This is a genomic window from Achromobacter sp. DH1f (assembly GCF_000633435.1).
GTDB lineage: Bacteria > Pseudomonadota > Gammaproteobacteria > Burkholderiales > Burkholderiaceae_B > Achromobacter > Achromobacter deleyi.
Genome location: NZ_AYMF01000054.1, coordinates 73,640 through 97,888 on the forward strand (window position 1 = coordinate 73,640; position 24,249 = coordinate 97,888).

Here is a 24,249-nt window from a genome sequence, read left to right on the forward strand (position 1 = left end):
TTACGACACACATGAACGGCATGCGTGACCTAGCATTCGCCCATTCACGCCTCACCAATCTCTAGTGCCTGCCGCCAGGACGCCCAGACGTGCCACCGCGGCAGTGCCGGCCACAGAACCATCATGAAAAAAATCCTCCTGGTCGACGACCAGCCCACCCTTGTCGCCCTGATGGGCGAATTCCTCACCGGCGAAGGCTATGCCGTCACGACGCATACCGACGGCCTGACGGCGTTGCAGCAGATGCTGAGCCTGCGTCCGGACCTGGTCATCACCGATTTCTCGATGCCCGACATGGACGGCGGCGCCCTGCTGACGGCCATGCGCGAGAACGCCTATCTGAGCGAGACGCCGGTACTGGTGCTGAGCGGCCGCCCCGAATATGAGATTGCCGCGGCCTGCGGGGATCGCGCGACCGTGATGCGCAAGCCGGCCGAGCCGCTGGACGTGCTGGCGGCTGTGCGCCGCCTGCTGCCGGAAACCGCGGCGCCGTCGCTTCATCGCGCGCGCCCGGACCTGCTGGCCAGCGCCGCCAGCCAGGCGGCCAACGGCCCCGCGGTGCTGGTCGCCTAACGCGCTGGCCCAGCCAACTTGCAACTTTTCTTCACGGCGCTCAGCGGGCGCCAGCGGCTTGCAGCTGTTTGACGATCGCGTCCTGCCCGCGCTGGCGGGCATGCCATAGCGGGCTGCGTCCCTCGCCATCGGCCAGGTTCACGTTGGCCCCGGCCTGGATCAACTGCGCGACGACTGCCTGGTGATCCGGCCCGCCGTCGCTCAGGATGATGGCTTCCAGCAACCCCGTCCACCCCAGCCGATTGACATGGTCGGGGTCGACGCCGGCTTGCAGCAATAGCCGCACGGTGTCGACCAGGCCACGCTCGCACGCGGGGATCAGCGCGGTGCCGCCATAGCGGTTGGTGCTGCGCAGGTCGGCGCCATGGCGCAGCGTCTGCGCCAGGATGCCGTTGTGGCCGCGCGCGCCGGCATACAGATAGGCGCTGTCCTGCATGCGGTTCTTGGCGTTGACGTCGGCGCCCGCGTCCATCAACGCGGTGGCCGCGGCCTCGTGGTTGGCCAGCGTGGCGCGCAGCAGGGGCGTGTTGCCGTCGCTGTCGCGCGCTTCCAGCGGCGCGCCCTGCGCCAGCAGAGCCTTGACCCGCGTGGCGTCGCCGTCGGCCGCGGCCCGCAGCAGGTCGGCGCCGGTATCGCCCGGCGCTGCCGCGCCGCTTTCCGCGACCGCCAGCAGGGCCGCCGCCATGAATGTGCGCCAGGAACGGATGATGGACATGCGGGCGAGCCTCCTTGTGATGGCATGAATCGTGCCCTCGATTATGCCGTCATGGCGCGCGGCGTCACGGATGCAGCGCCAGCCCCTTCACGGCCTTGTCCACGGCTTTCTTCGGCCCGCGCACCGCAATGCCGACCAGATTCATGTTGGCGGCGTCCTCGGCGCGAAAGACCTCGCGGTTGGCCTCGTCGTGGCCGGTGGCGAACATGGCCTGGATGAAGGGCACGACCGTGAGTTCGCGTTCGCGCGCCGTGCGGTGCGCGCCCTGCAAACCGGCCAGGTCGCCTTCGAACACCAGGATCGGCTGCACGGACATGCTGGCGTACGGGTGCCCCGTGGCGTCCACATAGGGGGCGCCCAACATCTCGGGCGCGGCGGACGCCAGGCCGGTGGACAGGAAGGCCACCACATTCAGGCGCTGCCACGTGGCCAGGTCGCTACGGACGATGATGGCAACTTTGGTATCAAACACGTCAAGACTCCGCTAGGGGAAAAGCGCCCATGGTGGCGCAGTGCCTTCGCGAGGGTCTAGAACGTTTGTGCGCTGTGCCGGTATTTCGCCGGGGTGATCCGGTAAGCCCGCTTGAACCAGCGGCCCAGGTGGCTCTGGTCGGCAAAGCCGACCTGGGCCGCAACCTCGGCCGGGGCGATGCCGCGGGCCAGCAGCGCGCGCGCCCGCCGCAGCCGGGCGTTCACCAGGTAGGCATGCGGGGTCAGGCCGAATTCGCGGCGGAACTGCCGGGCCAGGGCGTAGCGGTCCATGCCGGAATGCTCGGCCACCTGGTCCATGCTGAGATCCAATGCCATATGGGCGTCGATGTATTCCTGGGCGCGGCGTGCGCGCGACGGCGAGGGGCGGGCGGGGGCGACCAGCAGGCGCTCATGGTCGGCGGCCAGGTGCTCGATCAGCGTATCCAGGGCCTCGTCGCGCGCCAGGCGCGGGTCGTCCGGTTCGAAACTGTGCAGGGCCGTGACGATGGCGTTGATCAGCGCGGGCTCGTTGGACAGCGACGCGCGAAACATCGAAAACGCCTGGCGGCCAGGCTTGCGTTCGCGCCGCGCTATCGCGGCATCGACCCAGGCCAGGGGCAGGTACAGCATCGAATACGTGAACCCCTGCTCGCTGCCGGCATGGCCGTCGTGCACGGCGCCGGGCTCGATCAGCATGGCGTTGCCCACCGTGCTGGTGACGATGCGCCGCGCGCATTGGAATTGCTGCACGCCCTGCAGCGTGACGCCCACCAGCATTTCGTCGTGGTCGTGGGGATCGTAGGCGTGCCCGCGAAAATGGGCATGCACCACCTCGATGCCCGTCGCAGGGTCGCGCCGTACCCGGATCCAGTCGTCTTGAGTCGTCATAACGGAAATTCCCTGCCAGCAGGCAGTCTTGGCGCGCTGGGGCGGCGTGCCTGCCCAACGGCTTGTTCGCCGGGTAGATTACTTGAATAATCGATGCGGCACGCATCCGCGAGATGCATTCAGGCAAGCAAGGAGACGGTTCATGGCAACACCCGGCAACCCCAAGGCGCTGTATCTGGACGACCTGTCGGTGGGCGACACCTTCACCAGCGCGACGCACCAGCTGGACGTCGATCAGGTGCGGCGCTTCGCCTCGGAATTCGACCCGCAGCCGTTCCACCTGGACGAGGACGCGGCGCGCCATTCCCTGTTCCAGGGGCTGGCGGCCAGCGGCTGGCATACCGTTGCCATCACCATGCGCCTGCTGGTCGACAGCATGCCACTGGCCGATGGCGTGATCGGTGCCGGCGCCGAGATCAGCTGGGCCCGCCCGACGCGGCCGGGCGATGCGCTGCACGTGAAAAGCACGATTCTTTCCATCACGCCGTCGCGCAGCAAACCTGACCGCGGCATCGTGCTGGTGGAAAGCGTGACGTTCAACCAGGATGGTGATGAAGTGCAGAAGCTGACCAGCAAGGTCGTGAGCTTTCGTCGCAAGTAGCCTGCGATGGCACGGGCATCACGGTTGCAGTGATGCCTGTGCTGGGTACAATTCACGATCACTGCTTTTTTTCGAGGGTCTCTTCCCATGCGCCATTGATGCGGCCGTTGTCATGACGGCAAATCTCCACTGCCCCCAACTGCGGGGGAGCTCTTTGCATCTTTGGAAACCCACAGCGCATGGCGAATTTTCATCTCGCCCTGGAAGGCGTTTCATACGCTTTGCCGGATGGCACTTCTCTTTTTTCCGACCTGAACGACACCTTCGACCTGCGCCATACCGGCCTGGTCGGACGCAATGGCGTGGGCAAGTCCGTCCTGGCCCGCATTCTGGCGGGGCAGTTGGCACCGTCACAAGGACGCCGCGTGGCGGCGGGCAGCGTGCACTACCTGGCCCAACAGGTCGACGCCGTGGCGGACGATGCCACCGTGGCCAACCTGGCGGGCGTGCAGCGCGTGCTTGCCGCGCTGCGGCGCATCGAGGCCGGCAGCGCGGCGCCCGAAGACTACGATGCGGTCGGTGATCGCTGGGACGTCGCGCGGCAACTGCGGTGCGCGCTGGAACAGCACGGCCTGGCGCATCTGGATGCGCAGACACCGGCCCATCTGCTGAGCGGCGGCGAGCGCACCCGGGTCGCCCTGATCGGCGCCTTGCTGTCGGACGCCGACTTCCTGATCCTGGACGAACCCACCAACCACCTGGACCAGTCCAGCCGGCAGGCCTTGATCACGCAATTGGCGCAATGGCCACGTGGCCTGCTGGTGATCAGCCACGACAGGCAACTGCTGGACACGATGGACCGCATCGTGGAATTGTCCCCCTTGGGCTTGCACAGTCATGGCGGCAATTATGCGTTCTATGCGCAGGCCAAGGCGCATGAACAGCAGCGTGCGGTGGCGGAACTGGAGCGGGCAAAGCGGGATCGCCAGCGCGAGGCGCGCGCCCTGCAGGAACAGCGCGAGCGCCAGGAAAAACGGCAGGCGCGCGGCACGCGCAGCGGCAAAGAGGCCAACCAGGCCAAGATCCTGCTGGGGCGCCAGAAAGCGCGCAGCGAACAATCGACCGGCAAGCTGCGCAAGCAACACGCCGCTGCACAGCTTGGACTGATGCAGCGGGTGCACGAGGCGGCGCAGCAGGTCGACGAGGGCTTGAGCATTCATCTGCACGCCGGGCTCGATGCCGGCGTGGCGCAGCGGCTGGTGGCGATGCTGGATGCGGTCGAACTGCCCTTCGTGCCCGCTGCCAACCAGCGGCTGAGCCTGCAAGTACGGGGGCAGCAGCGTATTGGCGTGATCGGTCCCAATGGCAGCGGCAAATCCACCTTGCTGAAAGTGCTGGCGGGGCAGCTGGCGCCGCGCGCCGGAACATGCTCAGTCACGCCGGCCCGCGTCTACCTGGATCAGGCGTTGGGCAATCTGGACCCTGCCCGATCGGTGTTGGCCCAAGCCAGCGAAGCCAACCGTCTCCTGAGCGAAGGCGAGCTGCGCATGCGCCTGGCGCAACTGGGCCTGGACGCGGACAAGGTGACCGTGCCCAGCAGCCTGCTCAGCGGCGGCGAGCGCCTGAAGGCCGCGCTGGCCTGCGTGCTGTATGCCGACCCGCCACCGCAGCTATTGCTGCTGGATGAGCCCAGCAACCATCTGGACCTGCCGTCGCTGCAGGCGTTGGAGACGATGCTGTCGCGCTATCCGGGTGCCATGCTGGTGGCTTCGCATGACACGGCGTTCCTGGATCATCTGGCCCTGACGGACCTGCTGGCGGCGACGGGCGACGGATGGCGGTTGCTGGGCATGGGGCAGGGCCGCGACTGGAAACAATCGCAACAATAATTTTCGGCTCTTGGCCGTGTGCCATCACGGCCACGAAGGAGCGAACCCCGGTGTGGGCCGCAGACGCATTGGCGTGCCGGGCCTGGACGGCGGCTATGCGCCCTGCCGCTGCCCCGGTGGCAGGCGCCGGATCTTGTTTCAGCAGGCATGCGGGCTATTGCGATCCGACCTCGAATCAGTAGTATGCCGGCTCCATTCAGCTTTCTTTCAAGGACCGAACCATGATGCCATCGCGCCCGCGCCTTGCCCTGTCCGCCCTGGCGCTTACGCTTGCGCTGTCCGGCTGCGTGAACCTGCCGAATTCCAACGGCGAAGGCACCATGGACGATCCGCGCTACGGACAGCTGCTGGACCTGATCAACGAGGCGCTCAAGGACGACATGGCCGTGGTGCTGGTGGCCGACCTGATGCCGCACGCCACGCTGAAAGACGCCATGACCATGACGCAGTGGACGGGCAACACGGTCTGGATGTTCGAGAAAGACCCGCGAATCACGTTCGGCCGCAAGTTCCAGAACAACTCGCTGAAGCGGGACAAGGCGGAAACGTATCTGTTCAGGGCGTTCGAGGTGCACATCCTGCCGCCCGGCAAGTACCTGCTGACCGGCGGCGACGACTACAAGCTCAATGCCTTGCTGGACCAGGTGGGCGCGCCGCGCGGCGCGGTCGGTTCGGGCCGTGGCGCCAACGGCACGGCTTATTTGTCGCCCGAGCTGTACCGCGAGTTCTATAAAGAGACCAACTGGCATGAAGGGTCCACGGGGTCCCAACTGAAGACGCGCACGGTCTGCACCGCCGTGCACCGCGGCTCGGGCGCGTGTGTGGCCTGGGGCGAAGAGCAATACACCGAAACCACGCCGGGCGTGCAGGCGGGGTACTACGAGGACACGGCGTATCGGGACATTCCCGCCATCAAGGTACAAGCGCGCATTCCGCCCAAGCAGGCCCTGGCCAGCTTCACGCTCAAGGGCGGCCAACTGGTGCTGAGCCAGCGCATGCACATGAAGACGCCCAGCTACCAGTACACGCAGTCGGGCTGCCGCGCGGTCGATCCCAAGATGATCGAGTGCCCGCTGGAAAACCTGACGGTCTACACCTGGCCCGCGCCGATGGACTTCGCGCAAAAGCTTTTTTCTCAGCGCACCAACATCAGTGACCCGCAGCGCGAGATGCTGTCCCGGATCATCCCCATGCAGATCACGCCGCTGGGCAAGCAGGGCATGCAGGATCCGGTGTGGGGCGTGCCGCTGTCGCGCAAGTAGATGAGGATGTTGATTTCGGCGCAAGGCAAGTCTTTGCTGCTGCGAAATCTACGAACGCAACAGACGTGAAAAACCCGCCTTTTACACTGCCTCCGGGGAGGTCGCGCCATCCGGAGATGGCAAGTGTGGCGGGTTGCGTTGAGTGAATTATTGCTGGAAGCAGATCATTCAGTCAATCCGAACTATCAACCAAACGTAAACGCATACGCCGACACGCCCGGGTCCAGGAATTCAATGGCGAAGGTGTGGTCGGCCGACGCGTCCTGTTGGCGGACCAGCTGGTACAGGCGCTGCTCGGTCACCACGCCGGTGCCATCTGCGGCGACATCCATGCCGTGGTCGGCGCCGGGCGGCTTGCCGTCGAGGGTGATCTTGAAGCGTACCGGTTTGCCGTCGGCGTCGGGGCCCAGCACCAGGTGCAGGTCGCGGGCGTGGAAGCGGTAGACGAGGCGGCCGCTGCCTTGGGCCAGCGTCGAGCGTTCGGCGCCGATGCGCCAGGCGCCGTCCAGCGCCCAGTGATTCAGGGCCAGCGATGCCGGCGCGGTGTAGGCGACCGGCGTGTCGGCGACGAACTTGTCGCGGGTTGCGAAACCTTCGGCGCGGTCGTAACCCAGGTAGGTTTCCGGTGAACGGACCTCGGCCGAATCGGCCGATGCCTGGACGCCTTGCGCCTGCACGGTCGTCAGGCCCGCATCCACGTTGGAGGCGCCGGCTTCGCGCAGCAGCTGCTGGATCACGCGTTCGGATTGGTCGTATTCGCCTTCGCCGAAGTGGTGATAGCGGATGCGCTCTTGTGCGTCGATGAAGTAGTGCGCCGGCCAGTATTGGTTGCCGAAAGCCTTCCAGATGGCGTAGTTGTTGTCGATGGCGACCGGGTAGGTCACGCCCAACTGCTTGGTAGCGCGCGTGACGTTGCCGATGTCGCGTTCGAAGGCGAATTCGGGGGCGTGCACGCCGATGACCACCAGGCCCTGGTCGCGATACTTCTGCGCCCAGGCCTCGACGTAGGGCAAGGCGCGCAGGCAGTTGATGCACGAGTACGTCCAGAAGTCGACCAGCACGACCTTGCCGCGCAGCTGTTCGGCCGACAAGGGCGGCGAGTTCAACCATTGCACTGCGCCATCCAGCGGCGGCAGCGTGCCTTCGACGGGCAGCGTATCGCCGGTGCTTGCCGTGGTGCGGGGCGCAGCCGAATCGGGGGCTGCGCCCAGGCGGCCGATCAGGGCCTGTTCGAGATTGCCCGTGGACGCGGTGGACAGCTGCGTCAGCACGCCGGTGTCCCAGCCCAGCGCGATAGCGGCGGCGCCGGCCAGCATCAACACGCCCAGGCCGCGCCGGATCCATTCGCCCGCGCCCAGCGAACGCTTCATGGCGGCGAAGACTTTGCCGCCCAGCAACAGCGCGCAGGCCAGCGACGTGGCGGCGCCCAGCGCGTACGCCAACAGCAGCAAGCTGGTGCTGAGGCTGGCGCCTTGCAGGGCGGCGCCGGTCAGCACCAAGCCCAGGATCGGCCCGGCGCAGGGCGCCCACAGCAGGCCGGTGGCGATGCCCAGCAGGAACGAGGTCCTGGGGTGCGGTTCGGCCTCGTTGCCCGCCGCGCTGGTCAGGCGGTTGCCGGCATTGACCAGGGGATGCGTCAGCCGTTCGGCCAGGCGTGGAAACAGCAGCGTCAGCCCGAAGACGACGACCAGCGCCAGGGCCAGCCAGCGGCCATATTGGTTGGCGGCCACGACCCAGCCGCCGCCCACGGCCGCCAGCGAGGCCACCAGGGCAAAGGTGACGGCCATGCCCGCCAGCAGCGGCAGCCCGCTGCGCACGAAGGACTGGCCGGCGCGCGAGAAAACGAAGGGCAGAACGGGAAGGATGCAGGGGCTGACGATGGTCAGCACGCCGCCCAGGTAGGCAAGGAGAAGCAGCAGCATGGTCGGTCCGGCTTGTGATCGAAGGTTATGGCTTGCGGGACGCCGGCATCCGCGAGGATGCCGCCGCGTTTGCCACAGCATAAGAGCGCAGCCGTACCGGGACTTTCACGCAAATCTAAATTTTTCGTGAAGATTGCGTGGGGGCTGTCAGCTGGGGCGGCGGCCTATTTGCCGCAGCGCTGTGGCACCTTGCGCAAGCTTTCCGTGTAGCCCAGTTCGGTGACCTTGGCGGCCAGCGCCGCGTAGGTCTCGTCGCTCAGGCACGGAACGCGCGCCATGATCCACACATAGTCGCGCTTGGAGCGGCCAATGATGGTGGTCTGGTAGGCATCGTCCAGGTAGGCAATGACGTATTCCGCCTGGATCGGCCAGATGAACTGCATGCCCCACACCGCGTTGCCGGTGTCGGGCCTGACGGTGGCCACGGGGTGCATCGTGCTGACGTCGGCCTCGAAGCTGCCTTTGCGGTAGCGAAAGTCGGTCTGGATGCGGCCGTCGGGCAAGCGGCGGTAGCTTTCCACGGCGTCGTAGGCGTGGCGTTCGGGCCAGCTGGGGATATGGGCGATGACGTACCAATCGCCCATGAAGCGATCCAGGTCCACGTGGCTGACCGGCGGCATGGGCGGCGGCGCGGCGCAGCCGGTCAGGAGGGCTGCCAGGGCGGCGGACAGGGCGCGCAACATGGTCGTCTCCTCAAGGGCGTGTGAACCGGTAGTGGCCCACGCCCCATTGCTGGCCTGCCTCGTAGCCGAACAGCTCGGCGCAGGCCATCCAGAACATGCGCCAGCGCTGGTGCCACAGGTCAGCCAGGCGCGGGCCGTAGGCCTGGGTCAGCACGGCGCGGGCGGTGGCGGCCTGGGCATCCTGGTTGGCCAGCCAGTGGTTGGCCGTGCGTTCGTAGTGGGTGCCGTCCACGAACCATTTTTCTTCCAGTTGCAAGTCGCGCTGGAAGTGCAGCAGCGTGTCGGCGGCGGGCATGATGCCGCCGGTGAAGAAATGCCGGCCCATCCAGTTGTCGGCGCCTTCGGTCTCGAACGGGTAGGCGCGTTCGCGGTGGGCAAAGATGTGTACGAACAGTTTGCCGCCGGGCCGCAGCCATTGTCCGATGCGGGCCATCAGGTCCTGGTAGTTGCGCATGTGCTCGAACATTTCCACCGACACGCAACGGTCGTAGGCATCCGCGGGTAGCGCCAGCACGTTGACGTCGCAGGTGATGACGCGCACATGCTGCCAGCCGCGTTCGCGGCAGCGCGCTTCGATGTGTTGGCGCTGGGTGGCCGAGTTCGACACGGCGGTGATGCGGGCGTTGGGGTAGTGCTCGGCCATCCACAGCGTCAGCGAGCCCCAGCCGCAGCCCAGTTCCAGGATGTCCTGGCCATCGGCGAGTTCGGCGCGTTCGCCGTACAGGCGCAGCATGGCGGCTTCGGCTTCATCCAGCGTTTCGGCGCCGGTGGGGTAGTAGCAGCCGGAATATTTCATGCGGGCGCCCAGGCACAGCTGGAAGAAGGCGGTGGGCAGTTCGTAGTGTTGGGCGTTGGCGGCGTCGGTGTGGATGGCGACGGGGCTGGTGCGCAGGCGCGCGATCAGTTGCTGGTCGCGCGCGGTCCAGGCTTCGATGCCACCGGCGTATTCGGCGGCCAGGCGCTGGGCGCACAGGCGGCGGATGCCCAGGCGCAGCAGCGCGTCGGGCACCAGGCCGCGTTCGGCCAGGCCCAGCAGGCCGGGAGCGGGGCGGTCGGCGGCGAGCAGGGCGTCTTGCAGGGTGGCGGTCGTCATGGCGAGCCTCGTCAGGATTTGGGAAACCACGGGAAGAAGGCCGACGTGCGGCGCTGGTAGTCGCGGTAGTCGTCGCCGCGCGTGCGCAGGGCCTGCTGTTCGGTGAAGGGGATGCCGCTGATCCAGCGCAGGAACACGAACATCAGCACCGGGCCCAGCCACGCCAAGCCGGCCAGGGGCGAGCCCCAGGCCAGCGCCACGTAGCCGAACCAATGGCACCATTCAAAGAAATAGTTGGGATGGCGCGAATAGCGCCACAGGCCGGCGCGGCAGGTCTGGCCGCGATGCGCGGGGTCGTCGCGAAAGCGGTCCAGCTGCCGGTCGGCGATGACTTCGCCGGTCAGCGCGGCCAGCCAGATCGCCACGCCCAGCGCAACCGCGCCGCCCTGCGCCGGGCTGACGCCCACCGCCAGGAATGGCAGGCAGAACAGCATCACCAGGCCCGCCTGGAACATGAACAGGCCGAAGAACTTGCCCTGGTGGCCATGCCAGCGTTCGCGCAGGGCGCGATAGCGTCCGTCTTCTTCCTGCCGCACGCGACGCCATAGATGCGACGCCAGGCGCAGCGACCAGACGGCTGCCATGATGGCCAGGCATGCGCGCGGCAAGGCGGCGCCCGTGCCGGTGGCGGCGACGAGCACGGCGCTGGCACCCATGCCCAGCGCCCAGACCACGTCAACGATGCCGGCATTGGCATGGCGGCGCTGCCAGCGCCAGGCCAGAGCCATCGCGACGATCATGCCGGCGGCAATCACCAGCCATTGGTGCCAGGGACTCATGTTGCCCCCCTTGTCCAGCGCCAGGCGCGGGAAGTCAGCGCGGGCAGGATCAGGCCCCAGCCCAGCGCCAGTGCGGCCGTGGCGCGCCAGGCGGGTGCATCGAACTGCACGGCCAGCCAGCCGCGCGCCGCGCCCCAGTAGGCCAGAGGCCCGCCCAGGGCGCCGAACGCGCAGGCCAGCCAGGGGCGCGGGCGCAGGTAGGCCAGGGAATGGTTCAAGGTCAGGGCAAAGGCGGCCCACAGCGCCAGGATCCACAGCGGCGCAGGCCAGGCGCTGGCGGCATAGACCGACCAGCCCAGCGCCGACAGGCTGCCGTCCAGCAGGCAGCCGCACAGCAGCGCGGCCAGCGCCAGCTTCAGGTCGGCCTGCCAGGTGCGCGACCAGACCAGCTGCGCCGCCACGAACAGCAGCGCCGCCACCACGCCCGGCCAGGCCAGGCCTCGGCCAGCGCCGATGACGGCGCTGAACCAGACCGCCTGGTAGCCGAGCAGGTTGGCCCAGAAGCGCATCACGCGTCCCCTTGCACCCAGCGTTCACCGGCGCTGCGCGCGCCGGGATGCGTCAGCAGCAGGTGCGAGACGCCGATGGAACGCTCGCGAAAGCCGCCTTCGCAATAGGCCAGGTAGAACTCCCACAGGCGGCAAAAGCGCGCGTCAAAGCCCTGCGCCCGCACGTCGGGCAGGTGCGCCAGGAAGCGTTCGCGCCAGGCCTGCAAGGTCAGGGCATAGGAATGGCCGAAGTCTTCCAGGTGCACCAGCGCCAGGTCGCAGGCGCGGGTCTTGGCGCGCAGCATGGCGTCGATGGACGGAATGAAGCTGCCCGGGAAGATGTGGCGCTTGATGAAATCCACCGAGCCCAGCGCCTGCTGGTAGCGGTGGTCTTCGATGGTGATGGCCTGGATCAGCGCGCGGCCCCGCGGGGCCAGCAGGCTGGCGACTTTGCCGAAATAGGTTTCCAGGTACTGCGCGCCGATGGCCTCAATCATCTCGATGGACACGACCTTGTCGTACTGGCCTTGCAGGTCGCGGTAGTCCTGCAGCACCACGTCGACGCGGTCCTGCAGGCCGGCGGCGCGCACGCGGGCGGTGGCCAGGTCGTGCTGCTCGCGCGAGATGGTGGCGGTGGTGACGTGGCAGCCATGGTGGCGCGCGGCGTACATGGCAAAGCCGCCCCAGCCGCTGCCGATTTCCACCACGCGGTCACCGGCCTGCAGGTCGAGCTTGCGGCAGATGACGGCCAGCTTGCGCTGCGAGGCCTCTTCCAGCGTGTCGTCGGCGTCGGTCCACAGCGCCGACGAATACATCAGGTCGGGCGACAGGAACAGCGAGAAGAAGTCGTTGCCCAGGTCGTAGTGCGCGGCGATGTTGCGGCGGCTGCCTTCGGGGGTATTGCGGTTGGCGGCGTGCCAGCGCTTGAGCGCCCAGCCGGCCAGCCGCGCCAGGCCCGATTCCATGCCGTCCAGGGTATCGCGGTTGCGCACCAGCAGGCGCACCAGGCCGACCAGGTCATCGCAGGTCCACATGCCGTCGCCAAACGCTTCACCGGCGCCCACGCTGCCTTGCGTGGCCACCAGCCGGTAGAAGGCCATGTCGCGGATGGTCAGGCGCACCACGGCCGAGCCCTGGCCCAGCGTGGCGCCGCCCAGGCTGTCTTCGATGGCCAGGCGGCCGCCGGCCAGTTGCGCCAGACTGGCGAACAGGCGTTTGCGCAGCAGGCGGTCCAGCGCGCCGACCGGGCGGCTTGCCGCGACCGCGGCGTGTTCGGATGGCGTCATGGCTTTCATTGCGGTTCTCCGTTGGGCGTGCGGGGATGGTCGTGGATGGGATTGCGCTTGAGCCACAGGCGCAGCGCCTGCCAATGGATGCCGCCGATCACCTGCAGCGTCATCAGCGGAAAGCGCCACAGCAGCCGCGCCAGCGCGGCGCTGTCGAGTTCGCGGCGCCGCAAGGCCAGGTGGGCATCGAACTGCACCTGGTCGTGGCGGCTGACGCGCATGTGCACGCGCAGGTCGTCGCCGGGCGGGCTGAAGCGCCAGTCGTAGGCGCAGTCCATCGGCATGAAGGGCGACACATGGAAGCGCTTGTCGAACTGCCAGGCCAGCGACAGGCCATGGCGTTCGGCGGTGGCCGCCGGCAGCACGATGCAGTAGCGCTGCTTCCAGGGGGTATTGGTGATTTCGGCGACGATGGCAGCCAGCGTCACGCCGTCTGCCTCGAAGCAGTAGTAGAAGCTGACCGGGTTGAAGACGTAGCCGGCATAACGCGGATGCGCCAGCAGCCGGATCGGGCCGGTGGGCGCCTCGCCCAGCGCGGTGCGCAGGCGGGCGCGCACCGCTTGCGCCAGCGGCACGCCCGTATCGCCATCCAGGTAATCGCTGCGCCGCCACTCGGCCAGGTTGGGCCGGTGGGCCGACCACAGCCAGCGGTGCTTGAAGACCTGGTCGATCTCGTCCAGGTCCAGGTACAGCTGCGCCATGCGGTAGCTGAAACCGTGCGCGTGCGGCAGGTGGCGCTGGTGCGTCACGCGGCCTTCATAGACGGCGCTGTGGTAGTTCATGCGGCCGCCAGGGTCAGGGGCGCGGCGCGCGATTGGATGCCGCGCACGACATCGAGCGCGCTGGCCACGCCGTCTTCATGGAAACCCCAGCCCCAGTAGGCACCGGCGTACCAGCAGCGATGCGGGCCGGATATCTCGTCGCGGCGCGTCTGCGCGGCCACCGATTCCAGGGTGTAGACGGGATGGTGATACCGCATGCGGGCCAGCACGTGCCCGGGGTCGATGGCCTCGCTGCGGTTAAGCGTCACGATGAACGGCAGGCGCGACGACAGGCCCTGCAGCAGATTCATGCAGTAGCTGACCGAGCAGGGCGCCGACGGGTCGGCCGGCACATAGGCGTTCCAGGCGGCCCAGGCCTTGCGGCGGCGCGGCAGCAGGCGGGCATCCGTGTGCAGCACGACGTCGTTGTGTTGGTAGGGGATGGCGCCCAGCACCTGGCGTTCGGCCGGCGTCGGGTCGGCCAGCAGCTTCAGGGCCTGGTCGCTGTGGCAGGCGAAGATGACTTCGTCGTAGTGCGGCTGGCCATCGCAGGACGTCACCACCACGCCGCCGGCCTGGCGCGTCACGGCATGCACCGGGCAGTTCAGGCGTACCAGCACATTCCAGCGTTCACGCAGCGCGCGGATATACCGGCTGGAACCGCCTTGCACCACACGCCATTCGGGCCGCTGGCTGACCTGCAGCATCTGGTGGTTGGCCATGAACTGCACCAGGTAGCGCGCCGGAAAGTCCAGGATGCGGGCCGCGGGCGCCGACCACAGCGCCGACGCCATCGGGATCAGGTGGTCACTGCAGAAGGCGCTGCCGTAGCGGTGCTGTTCCAGGTAGTCGCCCAGCGTGGGGCCGGGGTCCTGGCTGGCCAGCAATGCCGGCGCTTCGCGATAAAAGCGCATCAGGTCGCGCACCATGCCCAGAAAGCGCGGCGACAGCAGATTGCGCCGTTGGCAGAACAGCGTGTCCAGCGTGGTCGCGTTGTATTCCAGGCCGCCGTCCGCCTTGTGCACCGAGAAGCTCATGGTGGTGGGCTGCGAGGCCACGCCCAGCTCGTCCAGCAGGGCCGTGAAGTGCGGATAGTTCACCGGGTTGTGCACGATGAAGCCGCTGTCCACCGCGAAGGTCTTGCCGTCCTGTTCGACCGTGTGGGTGTGCGTGTGGCCGCCCAGGTAGTCGTTGGCCTCGTACAGGGTCACGTCGTGGTCGCGGCCCAGCTTCCAGGCGCAGACCAGCCCCGAGATGCCCGAGCCGATGATGGCGATGCGCATGATTACTCCTTGGCGCGCGCCAGCACCCAGGCCGGCACGGCTTTCAGGTCCCAGATCAGGCCGGTGGCCGCCAAGAGGCGCAGGCCGTACCAGGTGATGTCGATTTCACGGGCGCGGAACCCCTGGCGGGCCGAGCCGGGATAGAAGTGGTGGTTGTTGTGCCAGCCTTCGCCGAAGGTCAGCAGCGCCAGCCAGGCGTTGTTGCGGCTGTCGTCCGCGGTGTCGTAGCGGCGCTTGCCGTAGCGATGCGCCAGCGAATTGATGGTGACCGTGGCGTGAAACAGCGCCACCGTCGAGATGACGAACCCCCACACCAGCATCTGCGGCCCGGTGGTGCCCAGGCCGGGCGCCACGCGTTCGAGCAGTGCGCCCAGGCCGTAGCACAGCAGCGCCAGGGCGATGGGCACGGCGGCGTCGAAACGGTCCAGCCAGCGCAGTTCGGGATAGCGGCGCAGGTCCGGCACGCGGGCCAGGTCGGTGGCGAAGGCGCGCGGCGTCAGGAACCAGCCCATGTGGCTCCACCAGAAACCGTGGCGGGCGGGCGAATGCAGGTCCTGCTCGTCATCGGCATGGCGGTGGTGGTGGCGATGGTGCGCCGCCCACCACAGCGGGCCGCGCTGCGCGCACGACGCGCCCAGGATGGCAAACACCAGCTGCATGCCGCGTGACGTACGAAACGTGCGGTGCGAGAAGTAGCGATGGTAGAAGCCGGTCAGCGCGAACATGCGCACCGCGTACAGCGCCACGGCGACGGCCAGCGCCACCGGCGACACACCGGTCCACAGCGCGCCCAGGCAGCCCAGATGCAGCAGCGCAAAGGGCAGGGCCCGCGCCCAGTCGATGCGGTCGGGGTTGCCCGCGGGCACGCCCTGGGCCTGGGTATCTACCCAGCGGCGTATCGAGGCGGTCCAGCCAGTGAATTCGGGGCGCATCATCGTGTCCTGTTCGAGCCTTGCCGGGATATACGGGCGCGGCGGTGTCGCGGATGCATTGGGGTAAACCCTCGGCGGCCTTGCGCTAGTCGCAACGGCCCGTCAGCGGCGTGGCGGACGCGGCGTCCAGGTCCTGTCTGGTGGGTGGGGGCAGGATGGCCTCCGGCGGGAATTCGATGCGCACGGTCTGCGTGCCGCCGTTGCCGTCGCGCAGATTGCTCACGCCTTCGAAGCGGCGCAGGCGGTGGCTGTCGCGGTCGTAGGTGACGCGCAGCGGCGGCGCGGCAAAGCCGTACCAGGCATCCAGCCGCAAGCGGAAGATGCGTTCGCGGGCGTCGGGCAGGTCGCGCGCCTGTACCTCAAGCGGCACCCAGGCCAGCCGGCTGGGCAGCAGGAACTGCAAGGGCGCGGTGGGCGCGTCCCAATGCTGGCGCAGCCAGGCGTCGAAGCCGGCGTCTATCACTGGGTCTGCCGCGGCCGGCAGCTTCTGACTTTGCATGGTCGCCCCGGCGCGGGCCTGGACGTAGACGTAGCGCTCGCCATTGCGCAGGCTGGCGCCTTCGCGGTAACCCTCGCGCTGGTCGAACAGCGCAAAATCGGGGGCGGGGTCATCCAGGGCGCCGCGCACCCACTTGCGTGCAAAGGCTGCGCCGTCCGGGCAGCGGTACAGCACCAGCCGTTCTTGTTGTGCGTGGTCGCGTACTACCCAGTGTTCTTCGCGATAGCGTTCGGCGCCGCCATGCGGGGCGTAGGCGATGCCCACGTAATGTTCGTTCTGCGCCTGGGCGACCCAGGGCGCCGACAGCAGTAGCAGCACAAGCAGCAGACGCATGGTCATTCCCCTTGCGCCGCACAGGGCGCGGCCACGAATGCACTGACGTCGTCCAACACCGGCGCGCGCCAGCGCAGCGGCCGCGACAAGGCCCCGACCAGCAGCTTGTGGCCCAGGTCGGGATATTCGACGAGGCGGGCGCAGGCCCCGGCCGCGCGCAGCGCGAGCGCCAGGCTGACGCTGTTGCGCCGCGGATCGACCGTGCTGTCGGCGGCGCCGGCCAGCAGCAGGCCCGGCGGCGCGGCGGCGCTGACGTGATGGATCGGTTGCGAGTCGGGCGGCGTATCGGGAAACAGGAACACCGGCCGTACGTCGCGCGCGACGATGGGCAGGAAGTCATAAGGGCCGGCCAGGCCGATCCAGCCGGCCAGGGTGGCGGGCGCGGTGCCGGCACCGTGCAGCCAGCGCGCATCCAGCGCCAGCATGGCGGCGATGTAGCCGCCCGCGCTGTGGCCTGCCACGAAGACCCGCCGCGGGTCGCCGCCATAGGCGCCGATGTGCTGCTGGGTCCAGGCCACCACTTGCGCGGCATCCTGCAGAAAGGCGGGGTAACGGGCTTCGGGGTACAGGCGGTAGTCGGCGATCACGGCGACGATGCCGCGGGACGCCAGCGCGTCGCCCGCGAAGCGATAGTCGGCCCGTTCGCCGCTGCGCCAGCTGCCGCCGTAGAAGAACACGACGACGGGGGCATGAGCGGCATTGGGCGGCGCGTAGATATCCAGGCGCTGGCGTGGCAGCGTGCCATAGGCCAGCCCCTGCGTGGCCTGGCTGGCGCCGTCGGGAATGGCGCCGTTCAGCAGTGTCAGGGGGGAACAGGCGGCCAGCAGGCCCAGCGCCAGGCCGGCGACCAGCAGGATTTCGAAGAGGCCACGCGGGCCGGGGCCGATCCAGGAAGACATGGGGTGCTCCGCAACGGGGACACCCCTCTATACGGGCCGCGGCCCATCCTGGATGCAGCCTAGATCTTCAGCACGTCGCCGCTCATGATGATGGGGCCGGTGGGCTTGCCGGTGGGCGAGCCGCCCGGCGGTTCGAGCGTGATGGCCAGTTGCTGCACGCCGGCCAGGCCCTGCGCGCGGCGCAGCGCCGTCAGGCCTTCGGGCGAGACCAGGCCGACCGACTGCGGCGCCTGGCCGGGCGGAATGGCCCAGAGTTCCAGGGCTTTGTCGCCGGCACGCGTCGCCAGGTTCTGCAAGGCATGGATGTGCAGGCCGCCGGCTTCGTCGGCGCGCACCACCAGCATGGCCTGGGCTTCGGGGCTTTGCAGCACGGCCATGAGTTGCGCCCGCGCGGCGCGGTCGACCTGCATGGGGTAGAAGACCACGCCGGCCACCAGCAGGGCCGCCAGCGCGCCGCTGGCCACGCGCCAGAACGCCAGGCCTTGCCACCACGGCCCGGCGCCGGGACGCAGGCGCGCTTCGATCGCGCGCCAGACGCGGCCGGGCGGCGTCTTGGCAGGCAGCGACCAGAGCAGCGGATAGATGTCGTTTTCCCATTCGCGCACCTGGCGGCGCAGGTTGGCGTCGGCCGCCATCAGCCCCTCGAAACGGCGACGGGCGCCGCCGCGCATGGCACCGGCCACGTAGTCGGCCGCCAGGCGGGCGCGTAACTGCGGATCGCGGTAGTTCATGACAGGCACCTCTTGAGCCGTTCCATGCCGCGGCGCACCCAGCTCTTGATCGTGCCCAGCGGCGTCTGCATGCGCTGGGCGATCTCGCTGTGGCTCAGGTCATCGAAGAAGGACAGCGCGATGGCGGCGCGTTGCTGACCTTCGAGTTGCTTCAGGCAGTCGGCCAGCCGGCGGGCGTCCTGGTCCGTTTGCAGCCGTTCGAACGGGCCGGGGGCGTCGTCCGCCCACGCCAGCGTCAATTCGCCGTCGGCGTCCGGGCGCTCCAGGTCCGGCCTGCGCAGCAGGTCGATACAGCGGTTGCGCACGATGCGGGTCATCCAGGTCATGACTTGGCTCTGTTCCGAAGAATAGCGGGCGGCGTTGCGCCAGATATTGATGAAGCTGTCCTGGAGGACTTCTTCCGCCCAGTCGCTTCGTCGCAATATACGTACGGCAAGCGCAAACAGATGCGGGGACGTTTGGCGATAGAGTTCGGCCAGCGCGGATTCCTGGCCGCGCGCGCAATCCTGTATCAGAGCCTGCAGACGAAGCGGATCAGCCATGGCGGATATCCGGGGTCAGATAGGTGCAGCCGCGTGAGGCGACGGGGAAGAGCATGCGCCACAGGCCGGGAACGGCTGTGGCCCCCAAATAATACAGGCAAGCGCCGCACGGGTTGGCTCGGGCAAAGGCCGGGTTTGTACGGGTGACTTCCGTGGCGGTTCAGTGGCGAAAGCGTCGGCGGCCAGGAACTTCGCCGCCTGCTCGGCGGTCGGATCGCCAGGCGATCAGGTGGCTTGCGGCCAAGGGAAAGCGATGCGCCGCATCGCGGTGTGCGCGGCCAGGTCGATCGCCCGTAAAGGACCTGAATATGCGGCTATCCGCGGCAGTCATCGCATTTTTCCTGGCATCGCCTGTTTCCGCATGGGCGGACGAGGCTTCCGCCAACTCGGCGCTCGTGACGGGCGACGCGTCGACCAACAAGACGCCGCTGGACATCGATGCCGCGGCCAGCGCGACGCCGGTGGCGGACGGCATCGGTTTTCCGGAAGGCACCGTGCTGGTGCAGGACACGCTGTACTTCGTCGATTACCAGGCCTCGACCGTCAACCGGCTGACGCCTTCTGGCCAGGCGGTCGTCGCCCGCTTGCCGGGCTGCGGCGCCAACGGCCTGGTGGCCACGCCCGACGCGCTGCTGGTCGCCTGCTACGACAGCGGCACCGTGCAGCAGATATCACGGGATGGCGTGAAGCAGCGGACGTTCGAGCGCGGCTCGAAAGGCGAACCCTTCTACCGGCCCAACGACCTGGTCGCCGATGCCCGCGGCGGCGTTTACTTCACCGCGTCGGGCGACGATTCCTGGCTGGGCAAGGTGTTCTACCTGGCGCCGCAGGGCGGCGCCCCGGTGGCCTTGGCCGACAACATCCGCAACGCCAACGGCATCGCCCTGTCGCCCGACGGCGGCATCCTGTATGTGGGCGAAAGCACCACCGACAGCATCCTGCGCTTTGACGTGCATCGGGATGGCACGCTGGAAGGACGCGCATTGTTCGCCGATCTGGATGGGCTGGCGCCCGGCGGGCAGGCCTATCGCCACACGCCGGACGGCATCCGCAGCGATGGCAGCGGTCACCTGTTCGTCGCGCTGTACAACGGCGGCGGGATGTGGGTGCTGGACGGCCAGGGCCAGCTGATGACCCGTGTGACCCTGCCGGGCGAACATCATTCGAACCTGGCTTTGTCGCGCGATCAGAAGACGGTGTATGCGACGGCGCTGTCGGGGGCAGCGGGGCAGATTTTCAAGCTGCCGAATCCGTTGCTGGCGGGCAAGCCCTGACAGTGGGCAAAGCGGGGCGTGAAATAGAAGGCCTCTCTCAGCGGGCGGTGCACTACCGCCGCATGTCCTGTAAATGACGGCGTTCGCAACTCGGTTTTATTGAGCGTCACCGTCGACATTTGAACCAGGCACCGAATGACCTTTCGGGTGCGCTTCATTGTTGACTCGGCAAATTTGACGGTCACGCCGTCGATGCGGGGTAGCCGAGGTCCGTCACGCCTTAGTAACGCGGCAGGTCGGGACACGCCGCGCACGCCAGTCATATTCAATTGGTTTTGATGTGGACCCAATATTGTTTATAGTTACATATAAACCTTATTGGTTACATTGACGCGCCCAGACATTCGCACGTCCATCAATGAACACGCCGAATCACTCGCAGCGTCGGCCGCACCGCAATTTGCGGAATTTCTGACACGTCACATCAGCGACACCGTACGCAAGTGGGATGCGAAAGATATGTCTCGCCAGATCGAACTGAGCATTGGTCCCAATCTGCAATACATCCGCATCAGCGGCACTGTTGTCGGCTGCGTGATCGGCGTCGCGCTGTTCCTGATATCGCAAATCGACGAGATGGTGTAGCCCGTCAGGCGAGTTCAATATCAACATCAAAGGAGGAGAAGAATCATGGTACTTCCGTTGGTCCCAGTAGTGCTTGGCGCCGGGGCAATCGCTTCCGCCATCACCGGGTTAAAAAAAGCGTGGGATGCCAAGCAGAATTTTTCCAGTGCACGCAATCGTGTACAGAACGCCGAGCGCGAATGGCGCCTGGCAGCGCAGGCGTTGGACAATCGGCGCGAAGAAGTCTGCCTTGAACTGGCATCGCTAGGTGAGCTTCGCCTGCAGATCACCACCAAGAGCTTGTCGAAGTTCGGTCGGCTGGTGGCTCAAGTGGCCAAGAGCGATATCGCATCGATAGAGGTGGAGGGGTATCACTTGCCTATCGAGATCGTCCCGATGGACAAAATCGAGGGCGCGGTCTATGAAGCGACGGAGTTTTTGCGGCATGGCTTGCAGAGCGCAGCATCCGGAGCCATGGTTGGTGCCGGCGTGGGGCAAGCGGTGACCTTGCTCGGCACGGCATCCACGGGCACTGCAATATCTGGTCTATCCGGCGCCGCTGCGACCAATGCCACTTTGGCTTGGCTGGGCGGTGGCTCACTGGCCTCCGGTGGGCTGGGAATGGCGGGAGGCACTGCGGTGCTGGGTGGCGTGGTGGCGGGGCCTGTGCTGTTGGTCATGGGATATCTGGCTGCCGGAAAATCGGAAGAGGCCTTGACGCAGGCGCATGCTCACGCGGTAAGCATCGATGAGTCAGTTGAGCAGATATCCAATGCCGGGTTGGCGCTGGATGCGCTGGATCAGCGGGCGCGGGAGGTCGCATGGGTATTGGAAGCATTGAATGAGCGTTTTCAAGCCTCGGCCAATCGGGTTTCTCGCATGCTCGGCCGCGTGCGGCGCGCTCGTGAGGACCGGTATCTGAATGTGGGCAAGGAAGTTCCAGCCAGCCTCGCGAGTCGCAAGATCGAATATGCGAAGTTGTCGGAAGACGATCAGAACAGTTTCAATATGCTGATCGTTCTGGGTACGGCGTTGCATCGCATGGCGAAGATAGAAATCCTGAACAAGAAAGGCGGTCTTACCCGCGCGAGCGCATCAATGGTGCGTGAGATGCAAAGTCTTGTGGAGGCAGTATGAAAAAGACAAGTGATCTGATGGGAGTGCTGACCCAGACCTTGAAAAGCAAGGGCGCGGCGAAGATGGGAAAGGGCATGCCGGGTCAGGTGCTGCTGGAAGGCTTTGATCAGATGTATAAAGCCTTCGGCGAATATCAAGCCCTGCATGCTCAAGAGAAGACGAAACGTGCGCAGATTCAAGCGGATCGCGATGTCGCGGTCAAGAATATCCGTGCGCAGCGTGATGTCGTAAAGCAGGCCATGGCCGACACATTCGACCTACGAAAGACCGGCTTGCAGGCGCAGATTCGAGCCATGGACAAAGCCATTGAAAATGGCGATATCGAGGCGCTGCATGTGATCATGGACGGTATGGTTCGAACCTTGGAAAGTTCGCCATTCAAAGACATTGCCCAGATGCGTGATCAGCTTTCCCAGAAAGACTTCGTGTTCGAACTCAAATAACGCTCGCCACCGCCTATTTACTGCACCCGAGTCGGCGTGGCCGTGCGCGAGGTCTGCGTCGGCATGCGTTCCTGCGTCAGCGTGCCCGGTTCGTCAGAAGACGGGCGCACCACCACGGCGTTGCCAGGCGGGTTGGCGCCCAGGTTGGGCAGGTCGGCCGGGCGTGCGGCGACCGCGGCGAAGGGGCCGCCGCCGGTGGCGGGCACGCCGTCCAATGTCAGGGCGGTGGCCCATTGGCCGTCACGGCGGGACAGCACCTGGTAGCGCTGCGGGCCGCCGGTGCTGCGTGCGACGATGTACACCGTGCCGTCGATCAGGTGCATCGCGGGCGGCGAGGCGGCTTCGGCGTCCAGTTTGGCGGGCTTGCCGTGTTCAACCAGCCAGAGCGGGCCGTTGGCGCGTTCCAGGATGGCCAGCACCACGTTGCCTTGCGCATCCGCATCGATGGCGGGGCGGCCGATGTAGGGCACGCCCAGGTCGGCGGGGGCGCTCCAGTCCATGTTGAGGTCGGTGGTGTCGCCGGTTTCTTCCAGGCGCGTCAGGTGGTTGTCGGCGCGTTGGCGGAAGTAGAGTTCGACGCGGTGTTCGTGGTTGCGGATCGCGGCCAGGCCGCCGGCCGCTTCGGGGGCCGGCACGCGGCGCCAGTGCTGCCAGTCGGGGCGTTGGCCTTTGGCGGCCGGCAGTTGGCGCGTGTAGAACAGTTGGCCTGCGCCGGCCGACGCAAAGACGATGTAGCGGCCGTCGTCGCCGCGCACGACCGCGGGCGCGCCGGTGGCGCCGTCCAGCGGCGGCAGTTCCTGCCAGGGGCTCCAGCTGCCGTCGATGCCGGTGGGGGCGATCCAGTGCAGCCGGCCGTCGTAGCCCAGCGCCACGGCGGCGGCTTCGCCGCGCGGCGCCACGGCCGGAATCTGCGTGACGCGGATGCCGGCCAGCGCCTGCCAGCCTTGCCAGGTGCCGTCATGGCGCTGCTTGTTGGCCCACACGCCGCCCAGCGGGTCGCGCGCCATCAGGCCGGCGGTGCCGTCGGCGTGGGTGAATGACACCAGCGGCCCGCTGGTGCGTCCGCCCAGGCTTTGCCAGCGGTGTTGGCCGGCGTCCCACCGGTTGACGGCGGCGTTGGTCTCGCCCGCCGCGAACACGACCAGGCCGCCGCGGCCGTCCGGATAGATCTGCGGCGGCATGTCCTGGCGCGACACGTAGTAGGCGCGCTGGACCCAGGCGGCCGCGGGGCCGGCGGGTTCCTTGCAGCCGGTGGGGCCGGCGCAATAGTGGTAGTCGTTCCAGGCGTAGTGCTGGAAGATCACCGACTTGCTGGCGATCTCGGCGTCGGCCAGGTTGGTGGCGCGTTCCTGGCTGGGATAGTCGATATAGCCGGTTTCGGCGTAGTTGCCCGGCACGCGCAGCATGGCCGCGCGTACCAGCCGCGCGCTGGCGATGTGGTCGGGATGGCCGTGGCCGGCGCAGCGCCAGCACAGCTGGGTATAGGGCACGGCGATGGTGTCGTCCAGGTGGCGCACGGTGGTGGGCGCGTACTGGCGGATCAGTTCGGCAAGCGTGTCGACCAGTTGTTCGCGGGTGTAGGTCTCGGGGTAGGGGCCGAGGGTGTCGACGCTTTGGCCGGGTTCGGATTCGGTGCGGCTGAGCGGCGTGAGGCTGCCCCAGCCCTTGCCCAGCCAGGGGTCCTTCAAGCGCATGTGCCAGAGCTGCACGCGGGGGTCGCCTTCCAGGGTGAAGCGCGCGATGCGGCGGCCGGCGACGATGCCGGTGTCTTCCTTCCATTGGTCGGGCTTGCCGGCCATGTAGGCGTAGGCAGCGCGCACGCCGCGTTCGCGGCCCAGCATGTAGGTGTCGCCTTCGCCCGCGTCGCTGGCGGTCAGGTAGACCACCCGCACGCAGCCGCCCGCCGCCACGTTCGAGGCGATGTCGGGGTTCATGAACAGCAGGTCGTCATCCAGGTGGGCAACGAAAGCCAGGTCCTTGATGCCGTGGCATTGCGCCAGCGTGGGCGGCGCCGCAAGCACATGGGGGCTGATCAGGGCGGCCAGCGTGAAAAGCAGTATCCGGCCAAGGGGGCGCAACAGGTCCGGGAGTCGGGGCATGGCATAGGGGCAGTCTGGCCCCGTTATTTTTAGACCCTTATTTATAGCGGATATGCCGAGCCGGGGTTCGTCATGGCCGTTACGCTTTTGTGCGGGACGTAACGGCGGTCGCGCGCGTCACGCCGAAAACCCGCCGCAGCGCCCGGTTCGCCGGGTTGGAAT

General features: G+C 67.3%; 24 protein-coding genes and 1 pseudogene. 8 read left to right on the forward strand and 17 right to left on the reverse strand.

The features are described from left to right. Positions 1–123 precede the first annotated feature (123 nt). Entirely contained in the window at positions 124–573 is a 450-nt protein-coding gene (locus U858_RS34540; RefSeq protein ID WP_232786653.1) for a response regulator, read from the forward strand. Positions 574–613: 40 nt separating this feature from the next. Here U858_RS34540 and U858_RS0132475 read toward each other — a convergent pair whose 3' ends face one another. The 3 genes from U858_RS0132475 to U858_RS0132485 form a co-directional block, all read right to left on the reverse strand. After that, complete coding sequence (locus U858_RS0132475) at positions 614–1,288, reverse strand: ankyrin repeat domain-containing protein (protein ID WP_025141262.1); 675 nt, start codon at positions 1,286–1,288, stop codon at positions 614–616. Between the two features lie 64 nt (positions 1,289–1,352). Beyond that, complete coding sequence (locus U858_RS0132480; RefSeq protein ID WP_025141263.1) at positions 1,353–1,760, reverse strand: DUF2000 domain-containing protein; 408 nt, start codon at positions 1,758–1,760, stop codon at positions 1,353–1,355. A 56-nt stretch (positions 1,761–1,816) separates the two neighbouring features. Continuing rightward, positions 1,817–2,647: an AraC family transcriptional regulator gene (locus U858_RS0132485; protein WP_025141264.1), complete on the reverse strand. Its 831-nt coding sequence runs from the start codon at positions 2,645–2,647 to the stop codon at positions 1,817–1,819. Between the two features lie 142 nt (positions 2,648–2,789). On the opposite strand from U858_RS0132485, the gene U858_RS0132490 reads away from it, so the two are divergent. The 3 genes from U858_RS0132490 to U858_RS0132500 all read left to right on the forward strand — a co-directional run bounded on the left by U858_RS0132490 (position 2,790) and on the right by U858_RS0132500 (position 6,339). Further along, positions 2,790–3,248: a MaoC family dehydratase gene (locus tag U858_RS0132490; protein WP_025141265.1), complete on the forward strand. Its 459-nt coding sequence runs from the start codon at positions 2,790–2,792 to the stop codon at positions 3,246–3,248. Positions 3,249–3,427: 179 nt separating this feature from the next. Next, entirely contained in the window at positions 3,428–5,077 is a 1,650-nt protein-coding gene (locus tag U858_RS0132495; RefSeq protein ID WP_025141266.1) for an ABC-F family ATP-binding cassette domain-containing protein, read from the forward strand. Between the two features lie 221 nt (positions 5,078–5,298). Beyond that, complete coding sequence (locus U858_RS0132500) at positions 5,299–6,339, forward strand: hypothetical protein (RefSeq protein WP_025141267.1); 1,041 nt, start codon at positions 5,299–5,301, stop codon at positions 6,337–6,339. Between the two features lie 185 nt (positions 6,340–6,524). On the opposite strand, the gene U858_RS0132505 is transcribed toward U858_RS0132500, so the two are convergent. The 13 genes from U858_RS0132505 to U858_RS0132565 form a co-directional block, all read right to left on the reverse strand. Next, on the reverse strand, positions 6,525–8,261 hold the full coding sequence (locus tag U858_RS0132505) for a cytochrome c biogenesis protein DipZ (protein ID WP_025141268.1): 1,737 nt from the start codon (positions 8,259–8,261) through the stop codon (positions 6,525–6,527). Positions 8,262–8,425: 164 nt separating this feature from the next. Further along, a complete protein-coding gene (locus U858_RS0132510) occupies positions 8,426–8,944 on the reverse strand; it encodes a lipocalin family protein (protein ID WP_025141269.1) in 519 nt (172 codons plus the stop codon). Between the two features lie 10 nt (positions 8,945–8,954). Further along, positions 8,955–10,037: a cyclopropane-fatty-acyl-phospholipid synthase family protein gene (locus U858_RS0132515; RefSeq protein WP_025141270.1), complete on the reverse strand. Its 1,083-nt coding sequence runs from the start codon at positions 10,035–10,037 to the stop codon at positions 8,955–8,957. Between the two features lie 11 nt (positions 10,038–10,048). Continuing rightward, positions 10,049–10,816, reverse strand: coding sequence for a DUF1295 domain-containing protein (locus tag U858_RS0132520; protein WP_025141271.1), 768 nt, complete (start codon positions 10,814–10,816; stop codon positions 10,049–10,051). Continuing rightward, on the reverse strand, positions 10,813–11,325 hold the full coding sequence (locus U858_RS0132525) for a DUF2878 domain-containing protein (RefSeq protein WP_025141272.1): 513 nt from the start codon (positions 11,323–11,325) through the stop codon (positions 10,813–10,815). The genes U858_RS0132520 and U858_RS0132525 overlap by 4 nt, the downstream gene beginning before the upstream one ends. Then, positions 11,325–12,599, reverse strand: a complete 1,275-nt coding sequence (locus U858_RS0132530; RefSeq protein WP_025141273.1) for a cyclopropane-fatty-acyl-phospholipid synthase family protein — start codon at positions 12,597–12,599, stop codon at positions 11,325–11,327. The genes U858_RS0132525 and U858_RS0132530 overlap by 1 nt, the downstream gene beginning before the upstream one ends. After that, complete coding sequence (locus U858_RS0132535) at positions 12,596–13,372, reverse strand: DUF1365 domain-containing protein (protein WP_025141274.1); 777 nt, start codon at positions 13,370–13,372, stop codon at positions 12,596–12,598. The genes U858_RS0132530 and U858_RS0132535 overlap by 4 nt, the downstream gene beginning before the upstream one ends. Further along, positions 13,369–14,634, reverse strand: a complete 1,266-nt coding sequence (locus U858_RS0132540) for an NAD(P)/FAD-dependent oxidoreductase (protein WP_025141275.1) — start codon at positions 14,632–14,634, stop codon at positions 13,369–13,371. The genes U858_RS0132535 and U858_RS0132540 overlap by 4 nt, the downstream gene beginning before the upstream one ends. A gap of 2 nt (positions 14,635–14,636) precedes the next feature. Then, a complete protein-coding gene (locus U858_RS0132545; RefSeq protein ID WP_029954682.1) occupies positions 14,637–15,566 on the reverse strand; it encodes an acyl-CoA desaturase in 930 nt (309 codons plus the stop codon). A gap of 85 nt (positions 15,567–15,651) precedes the next feature. Next, on the reverse strand, positions 15,652–16,398 hold the full coding sequence (locus U858_RS0132550; protein ID WP_051593743.1) for a hypothetical protein: 747 nt from the start codon (positions 16,396–16,398) through the stop codon (positions 15,652–15,654). Positions 16,399–16,400: 2 nt separating this feature from the next. Then, complete coding sequence (locus U858_RS0132555; protein ID WP_025141278.1) at positions 16,401–17,297, reverse strand: alpha/beta hydrolase; 897 nt, start codon at positions 17,295–17,297, stop codon at positions 16,401–16,403. Positions 17,298–17,356: 59 nt separating this feature from the next. Beyond that, positions 17,357–18,028 carry an anti-sigma factor domain-containing protein gene (locus U858_RS0132560; RefSeq protein ID WP_025141279.1) on the reverse strand — a complete coding sequence of 224 codons (672 nt, stop codon included), beginning with the start codon at positions 18,026–18,028 and terminating at the stop codon, positions 17,357–17,359. After that, the gene (locus U858_RS0132565) at positions 18,025–18,570 is read right to left on the reverse strand and encodes an RNA polymerase sigma factor (RefSeq protein WP_025141280.1); all 546 of its coding nucleotides are present in this window, start codon (positions 18,568–18,570) and stop codon (positions 18,025–18,027) included. Before U858_RS0132565 ends, U858_RS0132560 begins: the two co-directional genes overlap by 4 nt. A 308-nt stretch (positions 18,571–18,878) precedes the next feature. Here U858_RS0132565 and U858_RS0132570 point away from each other — a divergent pair, with 308 nt between their 5' ends. The 4 genes and pseudogenes from U858_RS0132570 (at position 18,879) to U858_RS0132585 (ending at position 21,988) form a co-directional block, all read left to right on the forward strand. Then, entirely contained in the window at positions 18,879–19,844 is a 966-nt protein-coding gene (locus U858_RS0132570) for an SMP-30/gluconolactonase/LRE family protein (protein ID WP_025141281.1), read from the forward strand. Between the two features lie 336 nt (positions 19,845–20,180). Then, positions 20,181–20,429 (forward strand): annotated as a pseudogene (locus tag U858_RS35265) (DUF445 family protein); the annotation flags it as partial. Between the two features lie 45 nt (positions 20,430–20,474). After that, entirely contained in the window at positions 20,475–21,545 is a 1,071-nt protein-coding gene (locus U858_RS0132580) for a hypothetical protein (RefSeq protein WP_025141282.1), read from the forward strand. After that, on the forward strand, positions 21,542–21,988 hold the full coding sequence (locus U858_RS0132585) for a hypothetical protein (RefSeq protein WP_157838893.1): 447 nt from the start codon (positions 21,542–21,544) through the stop codon (positions 21,986–21,988). The genes U858_RS0132580 and U858_RS0132585 overlap by 4 nt, the downstream gene beginning before the upstream one ends. Before the next feature lie 17 nt (positions 21,989–22,005). Here U858_RS0132585 and U858_RS0132590 read toward each other — a convergent pair whose 3' ends face one another. Next, complete coding sequence (locus tag U858_RS0132590; RefSeq protein WP_025141284.1) at positions 22,006–24,087, reverse strand: PIG-L family deacetylase; 2,082 nt, start codon at positions 24,085–24,087, stop codon at positions 22,006–22,008. Between the last annotated feature and the right edge of the window lie 162 nt (positions 24,088–24,249).

Excerpts from the sequence above, each read along its gene's own strand:
- U858_RS0132585 (WP_157838893.1), top strand. The coding sequence starts at position 21,542 with ATGAAAAAGACAAGTGATCTGATGGGAGTGCTGACCCAGACCTTGAAA.
- U858_RS34540 (WP_232786653.1), top strand. The coding sequence starts at position 124 with ATGAAAAAAATCCTCCTGGTCGACGACCAGCCCACCCTTGTCGCCCTG.
- U858_RS0132505 (WP_025141268.1), bottom strand. The coding sequence starts at position 8,261 with ATGCTGCTGCTTCTCCTTGCCTACCTGGGCGGCGTGCTGACCATCGTC.
- U858_RS0132530 (WP_025141273.1), bottom strand. The coding sequence starts at position 12,599 with ATGAAAGCCATGACGCCATCCGAACACGCCGCGGTCGCGGCAAGCCGC.
- U858_RS0132485 (WP_025141264.1), bottom strand. The coding sequence starts at position 2,647 with ATGACGACTCAAGACGACTGGATCCGGGTACGGCGCGACCCTGCGACG.
- U858_RS0132500 (WP_025141267.1), top strand. The coding sequence starts at position 5,299 with ATGATGCCATCGCGCCCGCGCCTTGCCCTGTCCGCCCTGGCGCTTACG.
- U858_RS0132515 (WP_025141270.1), bottom strand. The coding sequence starts at position 10,037 with ATGACGACCGCCACCCTGCAAGACGCCCTGCTCGCCGCCGACCGCCCC.
- U858_RS0132475 (WP_025141262.1), bottom strand. The coding sequence starts at position 1,288 with ATGTCCATCATCCGTTCCTGGCGCACATTCATGGCGGCGGCCCTGCTG.
- U858_RS0132510 (WP_025141269.1), bottom strand. The coding sequence starts at position 8,944 with ATGTTGCGCGCCCTGTCCGCCGCCCTGGCAGCCCTCCTGACCGGCTGC.
- U858_RS0132540 (WP_025141275.1), bottom strand. The coding sequence starts at position 14,634 with ATGCGCATCGCCATCATCGGCTCGGGCATCTCGGGGCTGGTCTGCGCC.
- U858_RS0132570 (WP_025141281.1), top strand. The coding sequence starts at position 18,879 with ATGCGGCTATCCGCGGCAGTCATCGCATTTTTCCTGGCATCGCCTGTT.
- U858_RS0132590 (WP_025141284.1), bottom strand. The coding sequence starts at position 24,087 with ATGCCCCGACTCCCGGACCTGTTGCGCCCCCTTGGCCGGATACTGCTT.
- U858_RS0132525 (WP_025141272.1), bottom strand. The coding sequence starts at position 11,325 with ATGCGCTTCTGGGCCAACCTGCTCGGCTACCAGGCGGTCTGGTTCAGC.
- U858_RS0132490 (WP_025141265.1), top strand. The coding sequence starts at position 2,790 with ATGGCAACACCCGGCAACCCCAAGGCGCTGTATCTGGACGACCTGTCG.
- U858_RS0132495 (WP_025141266.1), top strand. The coding sequence starts at position 3,428 with ATGGCGAATTTTCATCTCGCCCTGGAAGGCGTTTCATACGCTTTGCCG.
- U858_RS0132550 (WP_051593743.1), bottom strand. The coding sequence starts at position 16,398 with ATGCGTCTGCTGCTTGTGCTGCTACTGCTGTCGGCGCCCTGGGTCGCC.
- U858_RS0132565 (WP_025141280.1), bottom strand. The coding sequence starts at position 18,570 with ATGGCTGATCCGCTTCGTCTGCAGGCTCTGATACAGGATTGCGCGCGC.
- U858_RS0132560 (WP_025141279.1), bottom strand. The coding sequence starts at position 18,028 with ATGAACTACCGCGATCCGCAGTTACGCGCCCGCCTGGCGGCCGACTAC.
- U858_RS0132535 (WP_025141274.1), bottom strand. The coding sequence starts at position 13,372 with ATGAACTACCACAGCGCCGTCTATGAAGGCCGCGTGACGCACCAGCGC.
- U858_RS0132580 (WP_025141282.1), top strand. The coding sequence starts at position 20,475 with ATGGTACTTCCGTTGGTCCCAGTAGTGCTTGGCGCCGGGGCAATCGCT.
- U858_RS0132520 (WP_025141271.1), bottom strand. The coding sequence starts at position 10,816 with ATGAGTCCCTGGCACCAATGGCTGGTGATTGCCGCCGGCATGATCGTC.
- U858_RS0132545 (WP_029954682.1), bottom strand. The coding sequence starts at position 15,566 with ATGCGCCCCGAATTCACTGGCTGGACCGCCTCGATACGCCGCTGGGTA.
- U858_RS0132555 (WP_025141278.1), bottom strand. The coding sequence starts at position 17,297 with ATGTCTTCCTGGATCGGCCCCGGCCCGCGTGGCCTCTTCGAAATCCTG.